16 protein-coding genes and 3 pseudogenes are annotated in these 18,776 nt (G+C 70.3%); 8 read left to right on the plus strand and 11 right to left on the minus strand.

Translation table 11 applies throughout. The features are described from left to right. Positions 1-1,548 (minus strand): APC family permease, encoded by a 1,548-nt coding sequence (locus H0H10_RS01390; RefSeq protein ID WP_188178931.1) that lies wholly within the window; start codon positions 1,546-1,548, stop codon positions 1-3. 245 nt (positions 1,549-1,793) lie between these two features. On the opposite strand from H0H10_RS01390, the pseudogene H0H10_RS01395 reads away from it, so the two are divergent. Beyond that, positions 1,794-2,090 (plus strand): annotated as a pseudogene (locus tag H0H10_RS01395) (hypothetical protein); the annotation flags it as partial. A gap of 632 nt (positions 2,091-2,722) precedes the next feature. Here the strand turns inward: H0H10_RS01395 and H0H10_RS01400 are convergent. Continuing rightward, a complete protein-coding gene (locus tag H0H10_RS01400; RefSeq protein ID WP_188178932.1) occupies positions 2,723-3,397 on the minus strand; it encodes a lytic polysaccharide monooxygenase in 675 nt (224 codons plus the stop codon). A 279-nt stretch (positions 3,398-3,676) separates the two neighbouring features. Continuing rightward, a complete protein-coding gene (locus H0H10_RS39495; protein ID WP_188178958.1) occupies positions 3,677-3,958 on the minus strand; it encodes a hypothetical protein in 282 nt (93 codons plus the stop codon). Between the two features lie 308 nt (positions 3,959-4,266). On the opposite strand from H0H10_RS39495, the gene H0H10_RS01410 reads away from it, so the two are divergent. Then, a complete protein-coding gene (locus H0H10_RS01410) occupies positions 4,267-5,025 on the plus strand; it encodes a calcium-binding protein (protein WP_188178933.1) in 759 nt (252 codons plus the stop codon). Positions 5,026-5,187: 162 nt separating this feature from the next. Here the strand turns inward: H0H10_RS01410 and H0H10_RS01415 are convergent. Then, positions 5,188-5,517: pseudogene (locus tag H0H10_RS01415) on the minus strand (response regulator); the annotation flags it as partial. Between the two features lie 271 nt (positions 5,518-5,788). Between H0H10_RS01415 and H0H10_RS01420 the strand changes: the two are divergent. Beyond that, complete coding sequence (locus H0H10_RS01420) at positions 5,789-5,971, plus strand: hypothetical protein (protein WP_188178934.1); 183 nt, start codon at positions 5,789-5,791, stop codon at positions 5,969-5,971. A gap of 84 nt (positions 5,972-6,055) precedes the next feature. Here H0H10_RS01420 and H0H10_RS01425 read toward each other — a convergent pair whose 3' ends face one another. Then, the gene (locus tag H0H10_RS01425; protein WP_188178935.1) at positions 6,056-6,931 is read right to left on the minus strand and encodes a helix-turn-helix transcriptional regulator; all 876 of its coding nucleotides are present in this window, start codon (positions 6,929-6,931) and stop codon (positions 6,056-6,058) included. A gap of 71 nt (positions 6,932-7,002) precedes the next feature. Between H0H10_RS01425 and H0H10_RS01430 the strand changes: the two genes are divergently transcribed. The 4 genes from H0H10_RS01430 to H0H10_RS01445 all read left to right on the plus strand — a co-directional run bounded on the left by H0H10_RS01430 (position 7,003) and on the right by H0H10_RS01445 (position 11,084). After that, positions 7,003-7,719 carry an SDR family oxidoreductase gene (locus tag H0H10_RS01430; RefSeq protein WP_188178936.1) on the plus strand — a complete coding sequence of 239 codons (717 nt, stop codon included), beginning with the start codon at positions 7,003-7,005 and terminating at the stop codon, positions 7,717-7,719. Positions 7,720-8,814: 1,095 nt separating this feature from the next. Next, positions 8,815-8,985 carry a 50S ribosomal protein L32 gene (rpmF, locus tag H0H10_RS01435; RefSeq protein WP_007387878.1) on the plus strand — a complete coding sequence of 57 codons (171 nt, stop codon included), beginning with the start codon at positions 8,815-8,817 and terminating at the stop codon, positions 8,983-8,985. Positions 8,986-8,991: 6 nt separating this feature from the next. Then, positions 8,992-10,179 (plus strand): GTP-binding protein, encoded by a 1,188-nt coding sequence (locus H0H10_RS01440; RefSeq protein WP_188178937.1) that lies wholly within the window; start codon positions 8,992-8,994, stop codon positions 10,177-10,179. A gap of 74 nt (positions 10,180-10,253) precedes the next feature. Beyond that, a complete protein-coding gene (locus H0H10_RS01445) occupies positions 10,254-11,084 on the plus strand; it encodes a class I SAM-dependent methyltransferase (protein ID WP_188178938.1) in 831 nt (276 codons plus the stop codon). 48 nt (positions 11,085-11,132) lie between these two features. Here the strand turns inward: H0H10_RS01445 and H0H10_RS01450 are convergent, their stop codons facing one another. From H0H10_RS01450 to aztB, 6 genes and pseudogenes are all read right to left on the minus strand, one after another. Then, positions 11,133-12,566, minus strand: coding sequence for a salicylate synthase (locus H0H10_RS01450; RefSeq protein ID WP_188178939.1), 1,434 nt, complete (start codon positions 12,564-12,566; stop codon positions 11,133-11,135). Positions 12,567-12,630: 64 nt separating this feature from the next. Continuing rightward, positions 12,631-12,813 (minus strand): annotated as a pseudogene (locus tag H0H10_RS41055) (ABC transporter ATP-binding protein); the annotation flags it as partial. Positions 12,814-13,088: 275 nt separating this feature from the next. Then, positions 13,089-14,291 (minus strand): zinc metallochaperone AztD, encoded by a 1,203-nt coding sequence (gene aztD, locus H0H10_RS01460; protein WP_188178940.1) that lies wholly within the window; start codon positions 14,289-14,291, stop codon positions 13,089-13,091. A gap of 88 nt (positions 14,292-14,379) precedes the next feature. Further along, positions 14,380-15,357, minus strand: coding sequence for a zinc ABC transporter substrate-binding protein AztC (gene aztC, locus H0H10_RS01465; protein WP_188178941.1), 978 nt, complete (start codon positions 15,355-15,357; stop codon positions 14,380-14,382). Beyond that, complete coding sequence (locus H0H10_RS01470) at positions 15,354-16,589, minus strand: hypothetical protein (protein ID WP_188178942.1); 1,236 nt, start codon at positions 16,587-16,589, stop codon at positions 15,354-15,356. Before H0H10_RS01470 ends, aztC begins: the two co-directional genes overlap by 4 nt. 21 nt (positions 16,590-16,610) lie before the next feature. After that, on the minus strand, positions 16,611-17,465 hold the full coding sequence (gene aztB, locus H0H10_RS01475; RefSeq protein ID WP_188178943.1) for a zinc ABC transporter permease AztB: 855 nt from the start codon (positions 17,463-17,465) through the stop codon (positions 16,611-16,613). Positions 17,466-17,481: 16 nt separating this feature from the next. On the opposite strand from aztB, the gene aztA reads away from it, so the two are divergent. After that, a complete protein-coding gene (gene aztA / locus H0H10_RS01480; protein ID WP_188178957.1) occupies positions 17,482-18,225 on the plus strand; it encodes a zinc ABC transporter ATP-binding protein AztA in 744 nt (247 codons plus the stop codon). The last annotated feature ends 551 nt before the right edge of the window (positions 18,226-18,776 follow it).

Consider the following 18,776-nt stretch of genomic DNA (forward strand, 5'->3'; position numbering starts at 1 on the left):
TCAGACGGTCGTGGACGGTTGCCGGGTGTCGCTGTCGTTCGTGCGTTCGGCCGCGTCCTCCAGGACGATGCGGCCGATGATCTCGTAACGCCGCGGCCGCCTGGCCCGCAGATACAGGCCGAGGGCGAGACCGCCGAAGAAGACCAGGCCGACGATCCACGGAATGGCCTTGAAGAAGAGGGAGTCGGCGGCGGACCCTGCCGCCGTGTCCATGTTGATCACCAGGAGAACGACGACGACGATCATGCCGATGCCGCCGAGCAGCGGGGCCAGCAGGGTCCTGAACCAGTGCCGGTCCTCCGGGTGGTTGCGCCGGAAGTAGCCGATCACGGCGAACGAGCACAACGTCTGCACGATGAGGATCGCCATCGTGCCGAGGATCGCGAGCAGCGTGTAGAGGTGGATGTAGGGGTCCTGGCCGGTGAGCCAGAAGGCGGCCACGAGCACGACGGCGATGACGGACTGGACGTACGAGGCGATGTACGGGGAGCCGTGCGCAGGGTGGGTGCGGCCGAGGGCGGGGTGCAGGAATCCCTCGCGCCCGATCGCGTACAGGTAGCGCGAGGCGCACTGGTGGAAGGCCATGCCGCAGGCGAACGAGCCGGTGATCAGCAGCCACTGGAAGGCGTCGACCGCCCACGCCCCGATGAAGCTGTGCGCCGGGTCGAAGAAGAGGTCGAGGGGGTCGGTGGACTGCGAGACCCGCACCGAGCCCGACAGGCCGTTGCCGGCGATCGTCATCCACGAGACGTAGATGTAGAAGAGGCCGACGCCGGTCACCGAGATGAGGGTCGCGCGCGGGATGACGCGCTTGGGGTTGCGGGACTCCTCGCCGTACATCGCGGTCGACTCGAATCCGACCCACGACCAGAAGGCGAAGAAGAGGCCGAGGCCGGCGGAGGTGCCGGTGAAGGCGTTCTTCGGGTTGATCGGCTCGATGGGGATGCCGTCCGGGCCGCCGCCCTGGACCAGCACCGCGGTGGCCACCGCGAAGAGGACGGCGATCTCCGCGACGAGCATCACACCGAGCGCCTTCGCCGTGAGGTTGATGTCGAAGTACGCGAGGACGGCGGTGACCGCGAGCATCGCGGCCGCGTAGACGATCCAGGGCAGGTCGACGCCGAGCTGGTCCTCGACGGTGGTCTTCGCGAAGTACGAGAAGACGCCGACGATCGACGCCTCGAAGACGATGTACGCGAGGACGGCGAGCATCCCCGACGCCATGCCCGCGATGCGGCCGAGGCCGTGCGAGATGTAGCCGTAGAAGGCGCCGGCCGCGGTGATCCGCCTGGCCATGGCGACGTACCCGACGGAGAACACCGTCAGGACGAGCGTCGCGAAGAGGTAGCCGGCCGGCGCGCCGGTGCCGTTGCCCGCGCCGACGGCGATCGGCAGGTTGCCGGTCATCGCCGTGATGGGCGCGGCGGTGGCGACGGCCATGAAGACGACGCCGACGATCCCGACGGAGTTCGCCTTGAGGCGCTGCACCTCGGGTGCGGGTTGCTCAGCCGTACGCTGAGCCGAGTGCTGAGACGTGTGCTCGGACATGGCGGGCACCCTGCCGCGACGTGACGTACGCCACAAGCGACAGAGGGTCGCGCAATTCCCCTGCGAAGGCGACGAGTTGTCGCCCCCGACGGGCCTTCGCCCGCCGCCCGTGACGCCCCGGAGATGTCCCGCGGCCCGCACCCGAGCAACTCACACCCCAGCCGCCGCACGGCACCCTCGCCCCAGGGACGGTGCAGTGAGCCCCGCCGTCCCGGCCTCCTGCGAACACCCCGACCCTCAAGCCGATGCCCGACCCGCTCACTCCGGAGCGGGATATCACCCGCCAGCACTTCGAGCCCGGCGACCAGGTCGTCGTCCTCAGGAGTGTGGTCGGCGGCGACCTGCGGGGCGACGCCATGCAGGTGGTGGCCCCCTCCTGGCACACCCCGACCAACGAGGACGGCTGGCGTCCGCGGGACCCGGACGGCGGCCAGCAGACCTACATCACCGCCCACCACCACTACCTGGTCCACCTCTCCCGCCGCTGCCCGGACTGCATCATCTACATGCGAGCGCTGAGCGACTACCTGCTGCCGATGTTTCCCGCAGCGAGCACCTCGAAGATCCCCCTCCTGGCTCAACCATTCACGGCGAGCCCCGGCGGGGACCGGCGGGCGGTCCTCCACACTCGACGCGCGGCTCCTCCCCGACGACCGCGAGCTGTCCGGTGCGGAGTGGGCCGACTGGACTCGAACAGCTCCAAGCGCAACGCCTCGTTGTCGGGCGTCACGAAGCGGTAGTACTCGTCCAGCCGCGCCAGACACACGTATCCCTCGCCGAGCGACGTGCTCATCGGCGTTTCGGTGAAAACCAGCTGTGCGACGGCCTCGGCTCCACGGGCAGTCCGCTCGCGCAGGTCGGCAGCGTTGAGATACTCCGTGTTGGCACACGTATCGGATGCGATCTTCGCTAGCTCGCGCCTGAGTCTGCCTTGGCCTTCACCTTTGGGGTGCGGCGTCGGCACAGCTGTCGCCTGTAACGAGTCTGCCGAGACGGTGGGGAGCCGGCTGCCGTGCGGCTGCCGTACGTTCGGGCGCGTTCACACCAGGAGCGAAAGGAGCCCCGTCGGGGCAGGGTGAGCACATGGATCCCCTGCCCCGTCGGGGCTCGGCCGGCCAGGCGGCGGGTTACCGGCGCCCGGCAGAGGCCGGTGCCGTGTACTGCGCTCCCCGGCTCAGCCGAAGTTCACGTCGCTGCACCACATGTAGGTCTGGTCGATGTGCGAGGCCTGCCAGATCATGAACAGGATGTGATGTCCGGTGTAGCCGGAGGTGTTGACGTTGAACCTGTAGTCCATCGCCGGGCCGAAGCGGCCGGTCTGCGTGATGAAGTCGAGGTTGCCCCAGCCCAGGGTCTGGGTCTTGGGGTCGAAGCCCTGCTTGCTCACGTAGACCCTGAAGTAGTCGGCACCGTGGGACGCCTGGTCGTACACGTGGACCGAGAAGTTGCTGCCGACGTTGGTCGTCTTCCACTGCCCGGGCTTGTTCAGGCTGGCGTTCCTCGAGAGGTTGTTGCTGCAGAGCGTCCCGTCGGGGGTCCGCGCCTGGAACTGGCCACCGAGGCCGTCGCGGAGCGCGCTCATCCAGTTCCACATGGTGTCGGGGTTGGCCTGGAAGGCCTGCCAACACATGGGGTCTTCGGTCTGCATGGCCGGGTTCGTGTGGTTGTTACCCCACTTTTGCCAGCACTGGTACGCGCGGGAGGGTGGGCCGACGACGGTGCCGTGAGCCTGGGCGGGGGCCGACCAGGTCAGTGCGCCGACAACCACGGCGAACAGCATGACGAGCGCCTGGAGGGGCCGGCGGAGGGCCGACCGGGGACGCCCGGCTAATGGGCTCTGTTTGCGCATGTGGGGGGAACTCCTTCCAGTTGCGAAGCACACCATGGGAGCGCTCCCAAAGGTACGACTTCTGAGTGAAATGTCAATGAAACAAGCGGAGTTGATCTCAGAGTGGGGCGGCGAACAGGGAATCTGCCGAGAGCCGCGAGTCGGAAGAGGCGATGCCGGGGCGCATCGCGCGGAGAACGCGGCCGATGGCACGCAGCGGGACCGTGCGTGCTCCTCGGATCTGAACCGACGGCAGTGGAGCATGGATGTCGCAGCGAGTGAAGCCACCAGCAACGCAGATCAATCTCGGCGCGCTCCAACGCACCTGGGCCGCCGCGACCCCAAGACGCTCACGGACCAGAAGAGCCGCTGGCTGATCACGCCCGGGTCCGTTCCATGTTCGCACCCGACGATCACCGCCACCCCGTCCTCATCGGTCCCGACGGAGTCGGAGATCGCCTTCACCCACCTAGCGGCCACCGGCTCGACGATCCGCCGGTAGTCCACCACGAGCACCTCCACGGTCGCCGCCTCGTGCCAGTGCGGCAGGACAGTCCCCGCGCCGGGGGCCTTCTCCGCCACTTCCTCCGGAGCGGCCGGGGCCTCGTCGAGCTCTTCCCGGTCGGTCCGGCACCGGGCAACGCCGCGTCACCCAGCCAGAGTTGACCGCGCAAATCCTGCCACGGCGACACCGGGAGCATGCCTGACCAGCGGCAACCACCAATCACGTCCGGAGGGTCATCGTCTCTCCATGACGACTCGTCAATCCGAGGTCTTGCAGATCCTCCGGACCAGCAGGAGAGACTGCCCTCCCGACCGGGTCCGCCCGGTCCCCGGCAGCACCACGCCATGCAGGTCGGCCCACCGTCGCTCCACCGAGATGAGGTCTCATGAACCGAAACCGAGCCGCCGTCAGCGCGGTCGCCGTGATCCTGTTCGCCTTCGGTCCGGCAGCCGCCGCCACCGCCACCGAGGCGAAGGCCCGCGTCGAAGCCGACTGGGCAACTCAGTCGATCGTCTTCACCGCCGCTGCAGGGCAGACCAACAACCTCAACATATTCTCCATGTACACCAGTGACGGGATCCGGCGGATCGGCTTCAGCGACGTGGTCCCGCTCGAACCGGGCGACCACTGTGCGTACTCCAGAGCCGAGGACACCACCTCCGTCGTCTGCGAACTGCCCGCCGACAGCCCCCGGCCCGACAGGATCGACGTCTTCCTCGGCGACGGCGACGACACGATCGCCGCCTTCACCCCCGGGGTCGGCACCGTCAGCGGCGGCCCCGGCGACGACGAGCTGCACGCCCACACCGCACGCACGGTTCTGGGCGGCGCGGGGAACGACATGGTCATGGGACCCGCCGCCCTGCACGGCGGCGACGGCATGGACCACCTGATGGGTGACGGCAGCAGCCAGCGGATGTGGGGCGGCCGGGGCGACGACATGATCGAGGGCTACGGCGGTGACGACACCGTGCACGCCGGCCCCGGCGACGACCACGCCATGGGCGGGGACGGCCGCGACATCGTCCTCGGCGGCCCCGGTGACGACACACTGGACGGCGAAGGCGGCGACGACCTCGTCTGCGGTGGCACCGGAAAGGACGCCCTCGAAGGCGGACCCGGCCGCAACATCGTCCTCCCCTAGCGCTTCCAGCACGCGGAACTCGGCCGGGGTGCAGTCGACCCTGCGCCCGTGCAACCGGACCTCGTGGCGGACCTGGTCGAGCGACAGCGCCCCGGCTCGGAGCGGCAGTACGGCGGACCCGTCGGCCGGCCGGGCACGTCGCAGCAGCGAACGCACGCGCGCCATCAGCTCCCCGGAATCGTACGGTTTGGTGAGGTAGTCGTCGGCGCCCAGGTCGAACCCGGTGAGCTTGTCCTCGGCCGTCGTGCGGGCCGTGACCATCAGCACCGGCACGTCGCAGTCACGCCTCAGCACGCGCAGCACGTCCAGACCGTCCGGTTCCGGCATCATCACGTCCAGGATCAGCAGGTCCGGTCGCCTGCTGCGCACATGATCGACCGCTTCGCGGCCGTCGCCGACCACGAGAACCGAATGATCCTCGCGCCGCAGGTACCGCCGGACCAGCTCGGCCTGCTTCGCATCGTCCTCGGCGACCAGCACGAATGCGCACATCTGTCCATCCCTCGTCCACACCGGACCCGAGAGCCGGGCACATCCGCTCCGGCGCCCCTGCCAAGGGCTCCGGCCCGCCGGACGGCGGCGGACGGTGCAGACGACGAACGCCGCACGTGTCAAGACCGTTCCCGATCAGGCAGGTTACCCCGCTGCCAGCTGCCCGCGAGAGATACCGGGGATCAGCGCGGACACAGCCCGCCGCCCGACGGGATGGTGCGGTGGTGATCCAGCGGGCGGCCCGGCGGGGTGAGGGCGGCCGCTCTCGCGGGTGTTCGCCGAGCACGGACTCGCGGGGGCCAGGATCGACCGGACCGGGTGTCCACCCGCTGCACCGGTCGGCTCGATCGCTGCCGCCGCATCGATCGGCTCCGTCGCGGGCTCGTCAACCGCGGTGGTCGAGGCCCTGGGCGGCACCTTCAACGCCGAGCTGATCGAGATGCAGGACGTCTGAAACAGGAGCAACGGGCCCGGCGAAACTCGGGGCGGTGCTCGTTTGCCGCCTGTCGGTCGCCCGGCGCGCCGTCCTGGTGGGTTCTCACTTGGCGGGCTCACGGATTGCCACGTCCTGACAGTCCGGCCCTCTCCCGCTTGTCCCGCCGCACACCGTCGTGGCCAGCCTGCGCAGGGCCCTGGCCGACGGGGATCCGGGATCGGCCGTGATCAGGACGACTTCCTGGTCGTCCTCGGGGACCAGGAGCACGTCGCAGTTCAGCCGCAGGCTGCCCGCCGTCGGGTGGTCGAGGGTCTTGGTGCGGTGACCGGGCGCGTGCACCGGCCCGGTCTCCCAGAGCCGGCGGAACTCCGCGCTGCCCGCGTGCAGTTCGGCCAGCAGGGCGGCGAGCCGCGGGTCGTGCGGGTAGCGGTCGGCGGCCCTGCGCAATCGGGCCACCACGATGTGCCCGAACTCCTCGGCGCCAGAGCTCTCGTACATCCGCCCTTCCACAAGGAAACGGCGCCGGGCCAGGTTCGTCGTCCGCTGCCCGAGGTCGCCGCCCAGCAGGGCCCGGGCCAGCGGGTTCCAGGCGACGATGCCGTAGGCCGCGTCGGTGACGATCGCGCCGGTCTCGGGCAGCCGCCGCAGCATACGGGCCACATGCGGACGTACGTGCCGGACGGCACCGGTGGCGGGCGGCGGCGCGCTCGTCCCGGCGAGGCGGAACAGATGGCTGCGTTCGGCCGGTGTCAGACGGAGGGCACCGGCCAGCCCGTCCAGGATACGGGGCGACGGACGGGGGCCGCGGGCCTGCTCCAGGCGTACGTAGTAGTCGACAGACATGTGGGCCAGTTCGGCCACCTCCTCGCGGCGCAGGCCCGGGGTGCGGCGCGGGACGCCGGTGGGTAGTCCGACGTCGTGCGGACGCAGGGCTGCGCGGCGGTCCCGCAGGAATCGAGCCAGCTCCTGTCGCGCCATGGCCGCTCCCTCCGTTGCCTGGTACAGGTTGTCCCTGGCAGGGTGGTCGCCGCCAGGGGACCGTGGCTGCCATGAACGATCGCACAGCACTCGTCACCGGTGCCAACAAAGGCATCGGCAAGCACATCGCCCGCCTCCTCACCGCGGAGGGCTTCCGCGTGTACGTGGGGTCCCGGGACGCCGAGCGCGGGCGGCGGACCGTCGAGCAGATCGGCGCGGGTGCGCGCCTGCTGGTCCTGGACGTGACGGATCCCGGCTCCGTCGCCGCGGCCGCGGCGCGGGTGGACCGGCTGGACGTCCTGGTGAACAACGCCGGCATCAACGTCTCGCTCGACCCGGTGGCCGAGACCGGCTTGGAGGACTTCCGGCGTACCTATGAGACGAACGTGTTCGGGGTCGTTGCGGTCACGAACGCCTTCCTGCCGGCCCTGCGCCGTTCGCCGTCCCCGCGGATCGTCAACGTCTCCAGCGGGACCGCGTCGCTGACCTGGAGTACCAGCCCCAATCCGCAGTTCACTCCCGGCCGCGGCCATGCGGCCGCGTACCGGTCGTCGAAGGCCGCCCTCAACGCCCTGACCGTCCTGTACGCCCTGACGCTGGCCGAGGAGGGCTTCAAGGTCAACGCGCTCGCCCCCGGTGCGCGGGCCACCGACCTCGTCCCGGGGGCGGCCGCGGTCGGCGGGGACCCGGCCGAGGCCGCCCAGGGGGCCGTACGACTGGCTCTCCTCCAGGACGACGGGCCGACCGGCGCGTTCTTCTCCTGGGACGGGACGCCCGTACCGTGGTGACCGCAGCACCCGGCGCGGCGGACGACAGACGTGGCGGGCGCTTTTCCGAGAGGACATCGGGGCCCTCCGCGGACGGGTCCCGGCTGCCGGGCACCCGGGACTGACGTGGGCTGCCCACGGACGGCATGTACGACCTGTGCCATGTAGTACCGCAGGAAGCTCCTCCGCTGGCACAACACCGGGATCCGGACCAGGTGCGGACCGACTCGGCTCCGCATCAAGCGAGGCACCTGCCTCTCCAGCCGAGTCACCTACCGCCGGCTGCCCTGGGTCCATCAGCCCAAATGACCGAGTTCAACGGAGCGTAGTCAGCACCAAGTCAGCACGGCACCGTCAAATCACCTCGAAATACACCTCTCGGACGCCACTCGTTTCGACTGTCCCTTGCGGGCTTCGCGCGCTCCGGCCCGCGACCGTCCCTGGGCGCACGGCCACGACCCGACTTCTTCATCGAAGCGTGGCGCCCAGGCGAGCCGTCGCGCGTCTTCGTGGTGACGGTCAACGGCAACCACCAGAAGGCCACCAAGCGCACCGCCAAGGCCGACCGCTCGGCATTCAAGCAGCTGGCCAGGGCAGCGAGCGCGCCGAGCACTTCCACCTCGCCGAGTGGAACACCACGCCGTGTCTCTTGATGTCCACCGAGTTGCTCGCGCTGGACGGCATCACCGTCAACGCTCTGCAGGCGCCGGGCGAAGGACTGCTGCCCGCGAGGCCGGCCACACGGCGAGGGAGTGCGGACCCAGTGCTGTCGGAACGGAACCTCGTGTACGCCGGCGCGGTGAAGGTACCTGTCGACGACCACAGAGAACGGATCCAGGACGGGTTCCTCATCCCCCGCAAGGAGCTTGGCTGGTACGGCCGGCTGCTCGCGCGCACGGGAGCCGCAGGCCAGTTGGCGTTCGCCGGAGCGGGCACCGAAATCGCCCAGTACCTGACCGACAAGCAGGGCCACAAACACTACAAGCAGCAGACCTTCGCCGGTTCGTCCAGCGTCAGGGACGCACGGCACAAGATAGGGGCACGAGGTGCGGATCGTAATGACATCCATTTTCATGTATCGTCTGCCTCGCTCACCGATCGCACCCGGAGGTCCTCATGGCCGTACCCAAACGCAAGATGTCGCGCAGCAACACCCGGCACCGTCGCGCGCAGTGGAAGGCCACGACGCCGCAGCTGGTGACGGTCACGGTGGACGGCGTGCCGTACCTCGTTCCCCAGCGGCTGGCCAAGGCGTACGAGCGTGGCCTGCTCCGCCCCGAAGGCTGACCCAGCATGTCCCACTCCCCCTCGCCGCGCCTTCCCGTCACCGTCCTGTCGGGCTTTCTCGGTGCCGGCAAGACCACCCTGCTCAACCACGTCCTCGGTAACCGCGAGGGCCTGCGTGTCGCCGTCATCGTCAACGACATGAGCGAGGTCAACATCGACGCCGCCCTCGTGCGCGGCGGCGAGGCCGCTTTGTCCCGCACCGAGGAACGCCTGGTCGAGATGACCAACGGGTGCATCTGCTGCACCCTGCGCGACGACCTGCTGGAGGAAGTGGACCGCCTGGCGCGCGAGGGGCGCTTCGACTACCTCCTCATCGAGTCCTCCGGTATCTCCGAACCCATGCCGGTGGCTGCCACCTTCGCCTTCGCCCGCGACGACGGTGCCACCCTCGGCGACCTGGCCCGGCTGGACACGATGGTCACGGTCGTGGACGCCGCCAACTTCCTGCCCGAGCTGGCCGGAGGTGACGAACTGGCCGAACGGGGCCTGGACCAGTACGAGGACGACGAACGCACGGTCAGCGACCTGCTGATGGACCAGGTCGAGTTCGCCGACGTCATCGTCCTCAACAAGCTCGACCTCGTCGACGCCGCGTCCGCCGACCGGCTGCGGGCCACCCTGACACGGCTCAACCCCGCCGCCCGCGTGGTGCCGGCCGTACGAGGCCGCGTACCGGTCGGCGAGGTCCTGGGCACCGGCCGCTTCGACCTGGAACGAGCGCAACAGGCCCCGGGGTGGGTCAGAGAACTCAACGGCGACCACGTTCCCGAGACGGAGGAGTACGGCATCTCCTCGACCGTCTTCCGCTCCGGTACGCCCTTCCACCCCGGGCGGTTGTGGACGTTCGTGACGGAGGCTCTGGACAGCGGCGCCTACGGACAGGTCCTCAGGTCCAAAGGCTTCTTCACCCTCGCCAGCCGGCCCCATGTGACGGGGCTGTGGTCGCAGGCCGGTTCGGTGGCGCGCTTCGAGCCTTCCTCCGCTCGCGACACCGACAGCCCTTACGCCCAGGAACTCGTCTTCATCGGAACCCAGTTGGGTGCGGAGCCGTTGCGGGCGGCCCTGACCGGCTGCCTCATGCAGGAAGGCGAAGCTCTGCCCACTTCCGACCCCTTCCCCGCCTGGGACACCTACGGTTTCGACGAGAGCTGCGCGCACGAGCACGACCACCTCGCCACCGTGACGGGGCGCTGAAACTCCGGGCCGGGCGGTGGTCGCAGCCACGGCACCGTCCGGCCCGGTACACACCTGTGTCAGAGAGGCCGCTCATGGACGACAGGAAGAAGCCGCGTCTGGGGACGGTACAGGAGACCCTCCTCATACCGCTGTACGCCCGCGCCGTGGAGAACCGCAAGGAACACGCACTGCTGAGGGACGCGCGGGCCGAAGAGATCGCCGCCTCGATCGACTACGACTTCAAACGCTTCGACGATCTCCCGAGCCTCACCGGCGCACTTCTGCGCACCCTCCTCTTCGACCGGTGGGTGGCGGACTTCCTGTCCGCGCATCCCGACGCCACCGTGGTCGAGATCGGCACCGGGCTGAACACACGCCACGAACGTGTCGACAACGGCCGCGCCCGGTGGTTCGATCTCGACCTGCCCGATGTGATCGCCCTGCGCCGGAACTTCTTCACGGACAGCCCCCGGCGGACGATGATCGCGGCCTCGGTGACGGACGAGGCGTGGGCCGCGGAGGTGGCCTCGCACGCCACCGGGCCGTACCTGTTCGTCGCGGAGGCCGTACTGCCCTACCTGCACGAACCCGATGTACGCCGGGTCATCGACCTCCTCGCCGACCGCTTCCCGGGCGCCCTGCTGGCCCTCGACACCGCCGGCCCCGGCTTCTTCGACACTCAGGAACAGCACGACGCCCTCAGCAAGGTCGAGGCCCGTATGCACTGGTACTGCCCTGATCCGGCCCAACTGGCCGACTGGCGGCCGGGTACACGCGTACTGGCGTCACACACCCTCACCAGCCTCCCCGAAGACCTGGTGGCCCAGTTGCCGCTCCCCTACCAGCAGCTGGTGTCCGCAATCGCCGCGCAGCGGCTCCCCCAGGCCGAGGGCTACCGGCTCAACCTCCTGCGCCTGCCCTGACGTCCGCAGGCACGCCAAGCGGCCGGTGCCGGCCGTGACTCCGCCGAGTCACGGCCGGAGGGGACCCGTCGCGCGAGCGACGCGGCTACGAGGAGGACTCGCCGAGGCTGGCCTCGCGGCCGCAGTCGGCGACCAGCGCACGAGTTCGGGGCTGGACTGAGCGGTGACTCCCGCGCCCGCGCGCAGCCACGTCTCGTCGCCCTCGCCGATGAGGGTGCGCAGGACGAGTGCGGCGTCGAGGGCGCCGCCGGTGCTCCCCCGGAAGACCGCGCCGCCGTACAGACCGCGTGGTCCCTCCTCGTGGCGTGCCAGGGCCCGGAGGGCGGAGCGCTTGGGGACGCCGGTGGCGGTGATCGCGGGGAAGAGGGAGGCGAAGGCGTCCCGCGGTCCGGCGTCGGGCCGCAGTCGGCCTGTCACCCGGGAGGCGAGGTGCTGCACCGAACCGCGCGGCCGGACCGCCATGAACTCCTCGACCGCGACGGAACCGGGCCGGCACACCACGGCCATCTCGTCCCAGGCCAGACGTACGGACACGGCGTGCTCGTGTATCTCCCTGGGGTCGGTGAGCAGTTGCGCGCGCAGGCGCTCGTTCTCCGCCGGGTCCGTACCGCGGGCGCGGGTGCCGGCGAGCGGCTGCGTGCTGACGCGGCCGTTCTCCCCGACCTCCAGGACGGTCTCCGGGCTGAACCCGGCTGCCCGGTAGCCGCCGAGATCCAGCAGGTAGGAGCGGGCGGGGATGTTGGCCCGGCGGCCCGCGAGGTAGGCCGCGGGGAAGTCCACGGGTGGTCCGGCGGGCAGTGGAACCCTCCGGGAGACAACGGCCTTCTCCAGGAGCCCGGCGCGGATGTCCTCGACCGTGCGGGACACCGCGCTGCCGTAGGCGGCGGTGCCGGACGAGATGATCCGCTCGGTCGCCTCGGGAGTGGTCCCGTCGGGTGGGAGCTGCCGGGTCGTCGGCTCCGCCAGCAGGTCGGCGACCTTGCGGAGCCACGCCTCGTCCACCGCGCGGACCACGGTCCGGTCGCCGGTGAGGGTCACCTCGGCGGACGGGATCAGCGCGTGTGGCAGAGGTCCGTCACCGGTGGCCGCAGGGTCGGCGTGGAGGATGTGGGCGAGTTCGAAGGCCGCCCAGCCGTAGAAGTGACGTCCGCCGTCGTGCGCGCCGCGCGCCGCGGACAGGGCGCTCAGTGCGTCGGCGAACACCGTCAGTGGCCTGCCGTCGGTCGGGGAGGTCCAGGTGCGCCCCGCCGCCCGCGCGGTGATGGTGGTCGGGTGCGCGGTGAGGTCCACGGCGGAGCCCGCCGCGAAGTACCAGACACCGCCTGCTGCCTCGTAGACCATGTACTGGTCGGCGAGAGCGGCTTGGGCGAGGCGGGTGGCGGCGGCCGCGGGGTCGTGGCAGGGCTCCAAGGTGCTCGAGTATGCGAGTGGCGGGACGGAACTCGCCCATGAGTCCCAGGTGTTCCTCAGGCCGGCGCTCATCGTGTCGTGCCTTCCCTCTGACGCTGCGGCTGTGTCCGGTAGGTCGCTGGTGCCGGGTGCGGGGTCATGACCGTGCCGCCTCCAGCCGCCAGCCGTGGGCCCGGGCCCGCCGCTGCCAGAAGGACGCGTACGTGCCGCCCGCCGTCACCAGGTCGTCGTGCGTGCCTCGCTCGGTGATCTCGCGGTCCTCCAGGACCAGGATCTGGTCCGCGTGCACGACGGTGCTCAGCCGGTGCGCGATGACCAGCAGCGTCTTGCGGTCGGCCAGGGTGCGCACGGCCTCGGCGAACAGCGCCTCGTTCTGGCCGACCCGCGCACCGTGCCCGCCCCAGGAGGGGGGCGGTGGACTCGTCGAGGATGAGGACTCGCGGGCGGACCAGCGGTCCCGTCGGCGGAACCGGTCGGCGTCCGGACGCCACGCCCTCGTCGCGATGGGCGGCCGGATCCGCCGCGCGGGCGGTACGTGGTGTGCCCTCGCCGCCGCGGCCGGAAGACCGTGGCGGCGAGGGCACGGGTGCGGGTTCAGTGTCCGGCGACGACACCCGACAGCTCGTTGGTGCTCTCCGGCAGGGTGACGGAGGTGATCTTCTTCCCCGTGTCCAGGTCGATGGCGTGCAGGGCCTTCTTGCCGGGCTCGGAGACGTACGCGGTGTGCTCGCGGACGAACAGGGTGGGCCGGGCCTGCTGCCAGTCCAGCGGCTCCTGCCACTCGCCCACGGCGGGGATCTTCTTCACGGTCTTGCCGGTGTTCGGGTCGATGACGTGGACGGCGCCGTCGGTGCCGAGGACCAGCGCCTCACCGTGCGGGCCGCGGGCCAGTGAGCGGAAGGAGTAGCTGGTGCCCAGGTCCACCAGGCGCAGCTTCTTCTTCTCGGTGTCGATGAGGGAGACGCGGGTGGGCCGCTCCAGCTCGGCCTCGGGGTCGGTCTTGTAGTCGCCCAGGAGGATCGGCGAGGTGTCGCTGCCGGCCTGGTTGCCGATGCGGCCGTAGTCGTCGGGGGCGTCGACCTTGGTGAACTTGCCGTCCTTGTAGATCAGGATGCCGTCCTCGCAGCCGACGGCGACGGCTTCGTCCTTGGCCGCCGCCTCGCCGTGGACGCCTGGGCAGTTCTCGTTGCGCGCGATCTCCTTGTTGTTCTCGTCCAGCACCAGCGCGCCGGTGCGCTTCTCCTCGGTGCCCAGGGTGCTGAGGAGTTCGCCGTTGGCCAGTTCGATGGCGACACCGTGGTGTGCCACGGCGGAGGTGTAGGTGCGTCCGGCCGGCTTCTTGCCACTGCTCAGTTCGGCGGGGTCGAAGACGTTGACCTCTCCGGTGCCGTCGGTGAAGAGCACGGTCTTGCCGGCGTGACGTACGACGTGGCCGGGCTTGGCGCCCTTGTACTCGATGTCGGTGAGGGTCTGGCCGGTGGCGTTCAGGACGCGGAAGCCGCTGTCGGTGGAGAGGACGACGTGGTCCTCGTCGCCCGCGGGGTTGACTCGGTTGAAGCCGGGGATCTCGATGGTCTTGGCGAGTTTCAGGCTCTCGCCGTCCAGAATGTAGAGGCCGCCGTCGAAGGTGGCGACCAGCGGGTCCTTGACCGCCGCCGCGGGCGTGGCGCTCGCGGTGCCGCCGGCCTTGGCGTCGGCGGAGGCGGAGTCGCCCCCTCCGCAGGCGGTCAGAACCGTGGAGGCCGCCAGGGCGAGTGCCGTGCCGGTGAGGGCTCTGTTCCGTATCGACTTGTTCATCGGTGTGTTCCTTTCCGCGCCGCCCGGTGGCGGCGATGTGGTGTGACGGTGTCGGCCCGTCCGAAGGCGGGCAGGGAGAATCTGTGGGTCAGGCGCCGGTCAGGCCGTCGACCATGGCGGTGGTGTTGGCGCGCATCATCCGCAGGTAGGTGTCGGCGCCCTCGCCCTTGGCGGTCAGCGACTCCGAGTAGAGCTCGACGACCTGGACCGGGCCGCCCAACTCTGTGCGCAGTACCTCGGCGAGCCGTGTGGGCTGGGAGGAGTCGGCGAAGACGGTGCGTACGTCTGCCCTCTCCATCGCCTCGGTGAGTGAGCGGAGGTCGGAGGAGCTGGGGGAGGCCAGCGTGGTGCCGCTGGGGATGACCGCGCCGATCACCTGGAAGCCGAAACGGTCGGCGAGGTAACCGAAGACGTGGTGGTTGGTGACCAGGGCCCGTTCGTCCTCGGGGATGCGGTCGAAGGACTTCTCCATCCAAGCGGTGAGGTCCGCGAGTTCTTCGGCGTAGCGGTCGGCGTTGGCGCGTATCGTGTCCGCGTCCACGCCGTCGACGTGCTCGATGACCTCGTCGGCTATGAGGCCGGTGGCCTTGCGCACCCGGTCGGGATCGGTCCAGAAGTGCGGGTCGGGCTGCCCTTCCTCGCCCTCGGGGCCGCCGTCGTCGGCGGTGTGGAAGGTGAGCGGGTCGGCCGCCTCGCCGGCCGCGAAGGCGGCGACGCCGGACTCGCGGGCGGCGTCCACGTGTCGCAGTACGTTCTCCTCGAGTCCCAGACCGTTGTAGACGACCAGGTCGGCCTGTTCCAGCTCGGCGGCCTGGACCGCCGAGAGTCCGAAGGAGTGCGGGTCGGCGTTGGGCTTCATCAGGACGGTGACGTCCGCTTCGTCACCGACGATCTCCCGGGTGACGTCGCCGAGGATGTTGGTCGTGACGACGATGCCGGGCCGGTCGTCGTCGGTGGTGCAGGCCGTCGCGGTGGCGGCCATGACGAGGGCGAGCAGGCCCAGGATCAGGCTGCGCAGGCGTGCGATGCCCACCCTCGCGCGCTGCTTCACCTCGGTCCGGCTCATCGTCCGGTCTCCGCCATGAGGACCGGCTTGACGTCCAGGTCGAAGGTGCGCGCGATGCGCAGGCCGTCGTTGTAGTCGATTTCGAACACCTTCTTGCCCTCGGGGTCGTTCACATAGGCGCGGCTGCGGTCGACCTCGATGACGGGGGCGCTGCCGTCGGTGCCGGTCTGCTTTCCTCCCGTCAGCAGCGGCTTGGTCCGCGTGGTCTGTTTTCCGGTGGCGATGTCATAGCCGTGCAGCGAGCCGTCGGTCTCCAGCACGAGCAGCGGGGAGCCCTCTCCGGCGGTGTTGGCGGCGACGACCGGTCCGGTCTCCACCCGGGTCCAGGTCCGCTCGGTGACGTCGAGGACCCATACGGCGTCGCTTCCGGCCGGGGCGGTGAGGGTGTCACTGCCGGGTCGCTGGCGGAAGGAAGCGGCCCGTTCCTTCGCCGGGACGTCCTTTCCGTAGGGGATCTCCTCGGCGGTGAATGCACCGTCCTGCGCACGGACGAGCAGGGCGCCGTCGGCGCAGCCCAGGATCACGCCGCGTCGGGTGACGGCGTCTCCTCGCGGCTCCTCGCACTCCACGTCCGGGGAGGCGACGCGCTCACCCTCTCGGTCGAGGACGACGAGCTCGGCGGTGCCGCCCTCGTCCGCGAAGGCGAGCAGGTGCTCCTCGTACGGCACGACGGCGCCGGTGTAGGTGCCCGGCAGCGCCCGAGGGGAGGCGATGCTGCCCTTCTCCGGCTCGCTCCGGTCGTAGAGAGAGGCGCGCCCGTCCTCGTCCGTCACCGCGGTCACGACGACATCGCTGCGCATCTGCGCCCGGCTGCCCGCGGGAAGCTCACCCACGTCCCGTACCGCCGCGCTGTAGTAGTGGACGTGGTCTCCGTGGTCCACCATCCAGGCGCCGCTGTCGAGCACATGGGTGCCGCCGGACGTGTGGAGGTAGCCGAACCTGCCGTCCGTCCCCAGCCGGACGGCGCCCTTCACCGGGGCGGTCCTGTGCACCTTGCCGGTGATGAGGTCGAGGACCCTGTTGTTTCCGCTGTCGGGGTCGTTCAGGAGGAGCCGGGACTGCTGCTCGGCGGCCTCCTGTGCTCCTTCGACGTACCCGTGCGGAGTGGCGGAGGGGGAGCTCGCCGCGGGACGGGAGTCGTTGTCCTTGTCTCCCGCGCAGCTCGTGGCGAGCAACGCGGTGAGTACCAGTGCGGCCGAGGCCCACGGAGTGACGTTTCTGCGGACGGTCATGACGATCGCCTCAGGCTTCTTTCAGTTGACTTCGAGTACGGGTGCGGGGGCGTGGCGCGCACGGCGGTGACGCAGCCCGGACAGCACGTGGGAGAGGAAGAACAGGGTCACCGCGAGGGCCGCGACGGTCGCGCCGGCGGCGGTGCTCAGGTGCCAGGACAGAAGCAGCCCGCCGAACGTGGCGCCGGCGCCGAGCAGGGCGGCGAGCGCCATGACCCCGCGCACGCTGCGGGCCCAGGGCAGAGCGGCCGCCGGCGGTGCGATGAGCAGTCCGAGGACGAGCAGCGTTCCCACGATATGGAACGAGGCGACGATCGCCAGACCGAGCAGGCCGAGCAGCACGGCGTGGGCCAGGCGCGGCCTCAGCCCCAGGGTGTGGGCCTTGCGCGCGTCGAACGCCAGGGCCAGGAAGGCGCGGTGACCGAGGACCGACACCACCAGCGCCGCGAGCAACGCCACCGCGAGCACGAGCAGGTCCTGCTGCCGGACGGCGAGGACGTCACCGAAGAGAAAGCCGGTCAGGTCGACCGCGAAGGACTGCGAGCGCGAGACGATGATCACGCCGAGCGAGAGCATGCCGACGAACAGCAGCCCGATGCCAGTGTCCTGGGACAGCCTCGGTGTGCGGCCGAGAGCGGTGACGCCGGCCGTCATGACGGCGGCACTTGCCACCGCTCCCACCATCAGGTTCCCGCCGAACAACGCGGCCAGCGCGACGCCCGGCAGCAGCCCGTGGGACATGGCGTCACCGAGGAAGGCCATCCCCCTCAGCACCACCCAGGTGCCCGCCAGCGCACAAATCGCGGACACGAGTATCCCGCCCCACAGGGCGCGCTGCACGAAGGTCACCTCGAACGGGGCCGTCAACCATTCCATGCCGAAGCACACTACAATGAAAATCATGTTCAAAACACCGCGGCCCTCACCCACCCCACCCCTGAAGCGGACTGCTCACATCCACTTCTCCGGGTTGTGCGCCGGCTATCCAGGCCGCCCAGTGCTTCGCGAAGTCAGCGCAGAGATACCCAAGTCGGCCACGACGGCGCTTGTCGGCCCGAACGGCAGCGGCAAGTCGACCTTGCTCGGCGTTCTCGCCGGTGTGATCCACCCGACATCCGGCGATCTCCACCGCAATGGAGATCGGCCACCCGCGTTCGTACCGCAGCGCGGAGCGGTCGGCGACACCCTGCCGCTCACCGTCCGGCAGACCGTGGAGATGGGACGCTGGGGCGAGCGCGGGCCGTGGCGCCGGCTGACCCGACAGGACCACGCGGCCGTGGACGCGGTGCTCGACCGGCTCGACATCCGGGACCTCGCCTCCCGCCAACTGGGGGAGCTGTCGGGGGGACAACGTCAACGCGCGCTCATCGCACAAGGATTGGCGCAGGAGTCGGACCTGCTGCTCCTCGACGAGCCGACCACAGGTCTGGATCCGGAGGCGAGGGAGCGGATCGGTGCGCTGCTGACGGCAGTCGTCGCCGACGGAGTGACCGTCGTCCAGGCCACGCACGACCTGGAGGTCGCGCGCGCGGCGGACGCATGCCTCCTGCTCCAGGACGGCCGCCTCGCCGAACAGGGGCACCCGGACCAGGTCCTCACCACGTCAGCGCTGGCACGCGTCTGGCAACCACTCTGACGAGCGCCGGCACACCCAGCCGCGACAGCCCGGCCGAGATCGTCAGCCGGTGCCCAGAGTGCTGAGGCGCTCGCCTGGTGCAGCTTCACCCGGCCGCGACCGCATGCCGGATCCTGTCGCGAGACGCTCTTCGGCCTGGACCGGCGTGACCGACGCGCATGCCAACGTACCTCGCGGCGAGCGAGGGTGAGTACACGGCCCCTGATCGCGGCATGGCATCGGACGATGTCGGGCTGCGTCCGAAGCCGGCTGCGGGCCCCTGCCGTTCCACCCGAGACCTCCGCCAGGACAGCGGCGCGCTTGCGGTACCTGCGTCGCTCGGCAGGCGTCCGCCGTGCGCTGGGTGAGGATGCGGACGGTGCGCTCGCCGGCGTGCGGGTCCCGACCGTGCCAGCAGCGGTGGCGGTGGACGAAGATGTCCATCTCGGCGAGCCGGAAGCGCGGCAGTCGGAGTTCGAGGGCGTGCACTGCATCCTGGAAACGGTGCAGCATGGCACTCATACGGCCCTCGGCCGGGTGGCGGTGCATCGGGACTGCGCCATCCGCCCAGG

Source organism: Streptomyces griseicoloratus, assembly GCF_014534645.1.
GTDB classification, from domain to species: Bacteria; Actinomycetota; Actinomycetes; order Streptomycetales; family Streptomycetaceae; genus Streptomyces; species Streptomyces griseicoloratus.

Excerpts from the sequence above, each read along its gene's own strand:
- aztC (WP_188178941.1), bottom strand. The coding sequence starts at position 15,357 with ATGAGCCGGACCGAGGTGAAGCAGCGCGCGAGGGTGGGCATCGCACGC.
- aztA (WP_188178957.1), top strand. The coding sequence starts at position 17,482 with ATGAAAATCATGTTCAAAACACCGCGGCCCTCACCCACCCCACCCCTG.
- H0H10_RS01410 (WP_188178933.1), top strand. The coding sequence starts at position 4,267 with ATGAACCGAAACCGAGCCGCCGTCAGCGCGGTCGCCGTGATCCTGTTC.
- H0H10_RS01425 (WP_188178935.1), bottom strand. The coding sequence starts at position 6,931 with ATGGCGCGACAGGAGCTGGCTCGATTCCTGCGGGACCGCCGCGCAGCC.
- H0H10_RS01445 (WP_188178938.1), top strand. The coding sequence starts at position 10,254 with ATGGACGACAGGAAGAAGCCGCGTCTGGGGACGGTACAGGAGACCCTC.
- aztD (WP_188178940.1), bottom strand. The coding sequence starts at position 14,291 with ATGAACAAGTCGATACGGAACAGAGCCCTCACCGGCACGGCACTCGCC.
- H0H10_RS01440 (WP_188178937.1), top strand. The coding sequence starts at position 8,992 with ATGTCCCACTCCCCCTCGCCGCGCCTTCCCGTCACCGTCCTGTCGGGC.
- H0H10_RS01450 (WP_188178939.1), bottom strand. The coding sequence starts at position 12,566 with ATGAGCGCCGGCCTGAGGAACACCTGGGACTCATGGGCGAGTTCCGTC.
- rpmF (WP_007387878.1), top strand. The coding sequence starts at position 8,815 with ATGGCCGTACCCAAACGCAAGATGTCGCGCAGCAACACCCGGCACCGT.
- H0H10_RS01390 (WP_188178931.1), bottom strand. The coding sequence starts at position 1,548 with ATGTCCGAGCACACGTCTCAGCACTCGGCTCAGCGTACGGCTGAGCAA.
- H0H10_RS01470 (WP_188178942.1), bottom strand. The coding sequence starts at position 16,589 with ATGACCGTCCGCAGAAACGTCACTCCGTGGGCCTCGGCCGCACTGGTA.
- H0H10_RS01430 (WP_188178936.1), top strand. The coding sequence starts at position 7,003 with ATGAACGATCGCACAGCACTCGTCACCGGTGCCAACAAAGGCATCGGC.
- aztB (WP_188178943.1), bottom strand. The coding sequence starts at position 17,465 with ATGGAATGGTTGACGGCCCCGTTCGAGGTGACCTTCGTGCAGCGCGCC.
- H0H10_RS01400 (WP_188178932.1), bottom strand. The coding sequence starts at position 3,397 with ATGCGCAAACAGAGCCCATTAGCCGGGCGTCCCCGGTCGGCCCTCCGC.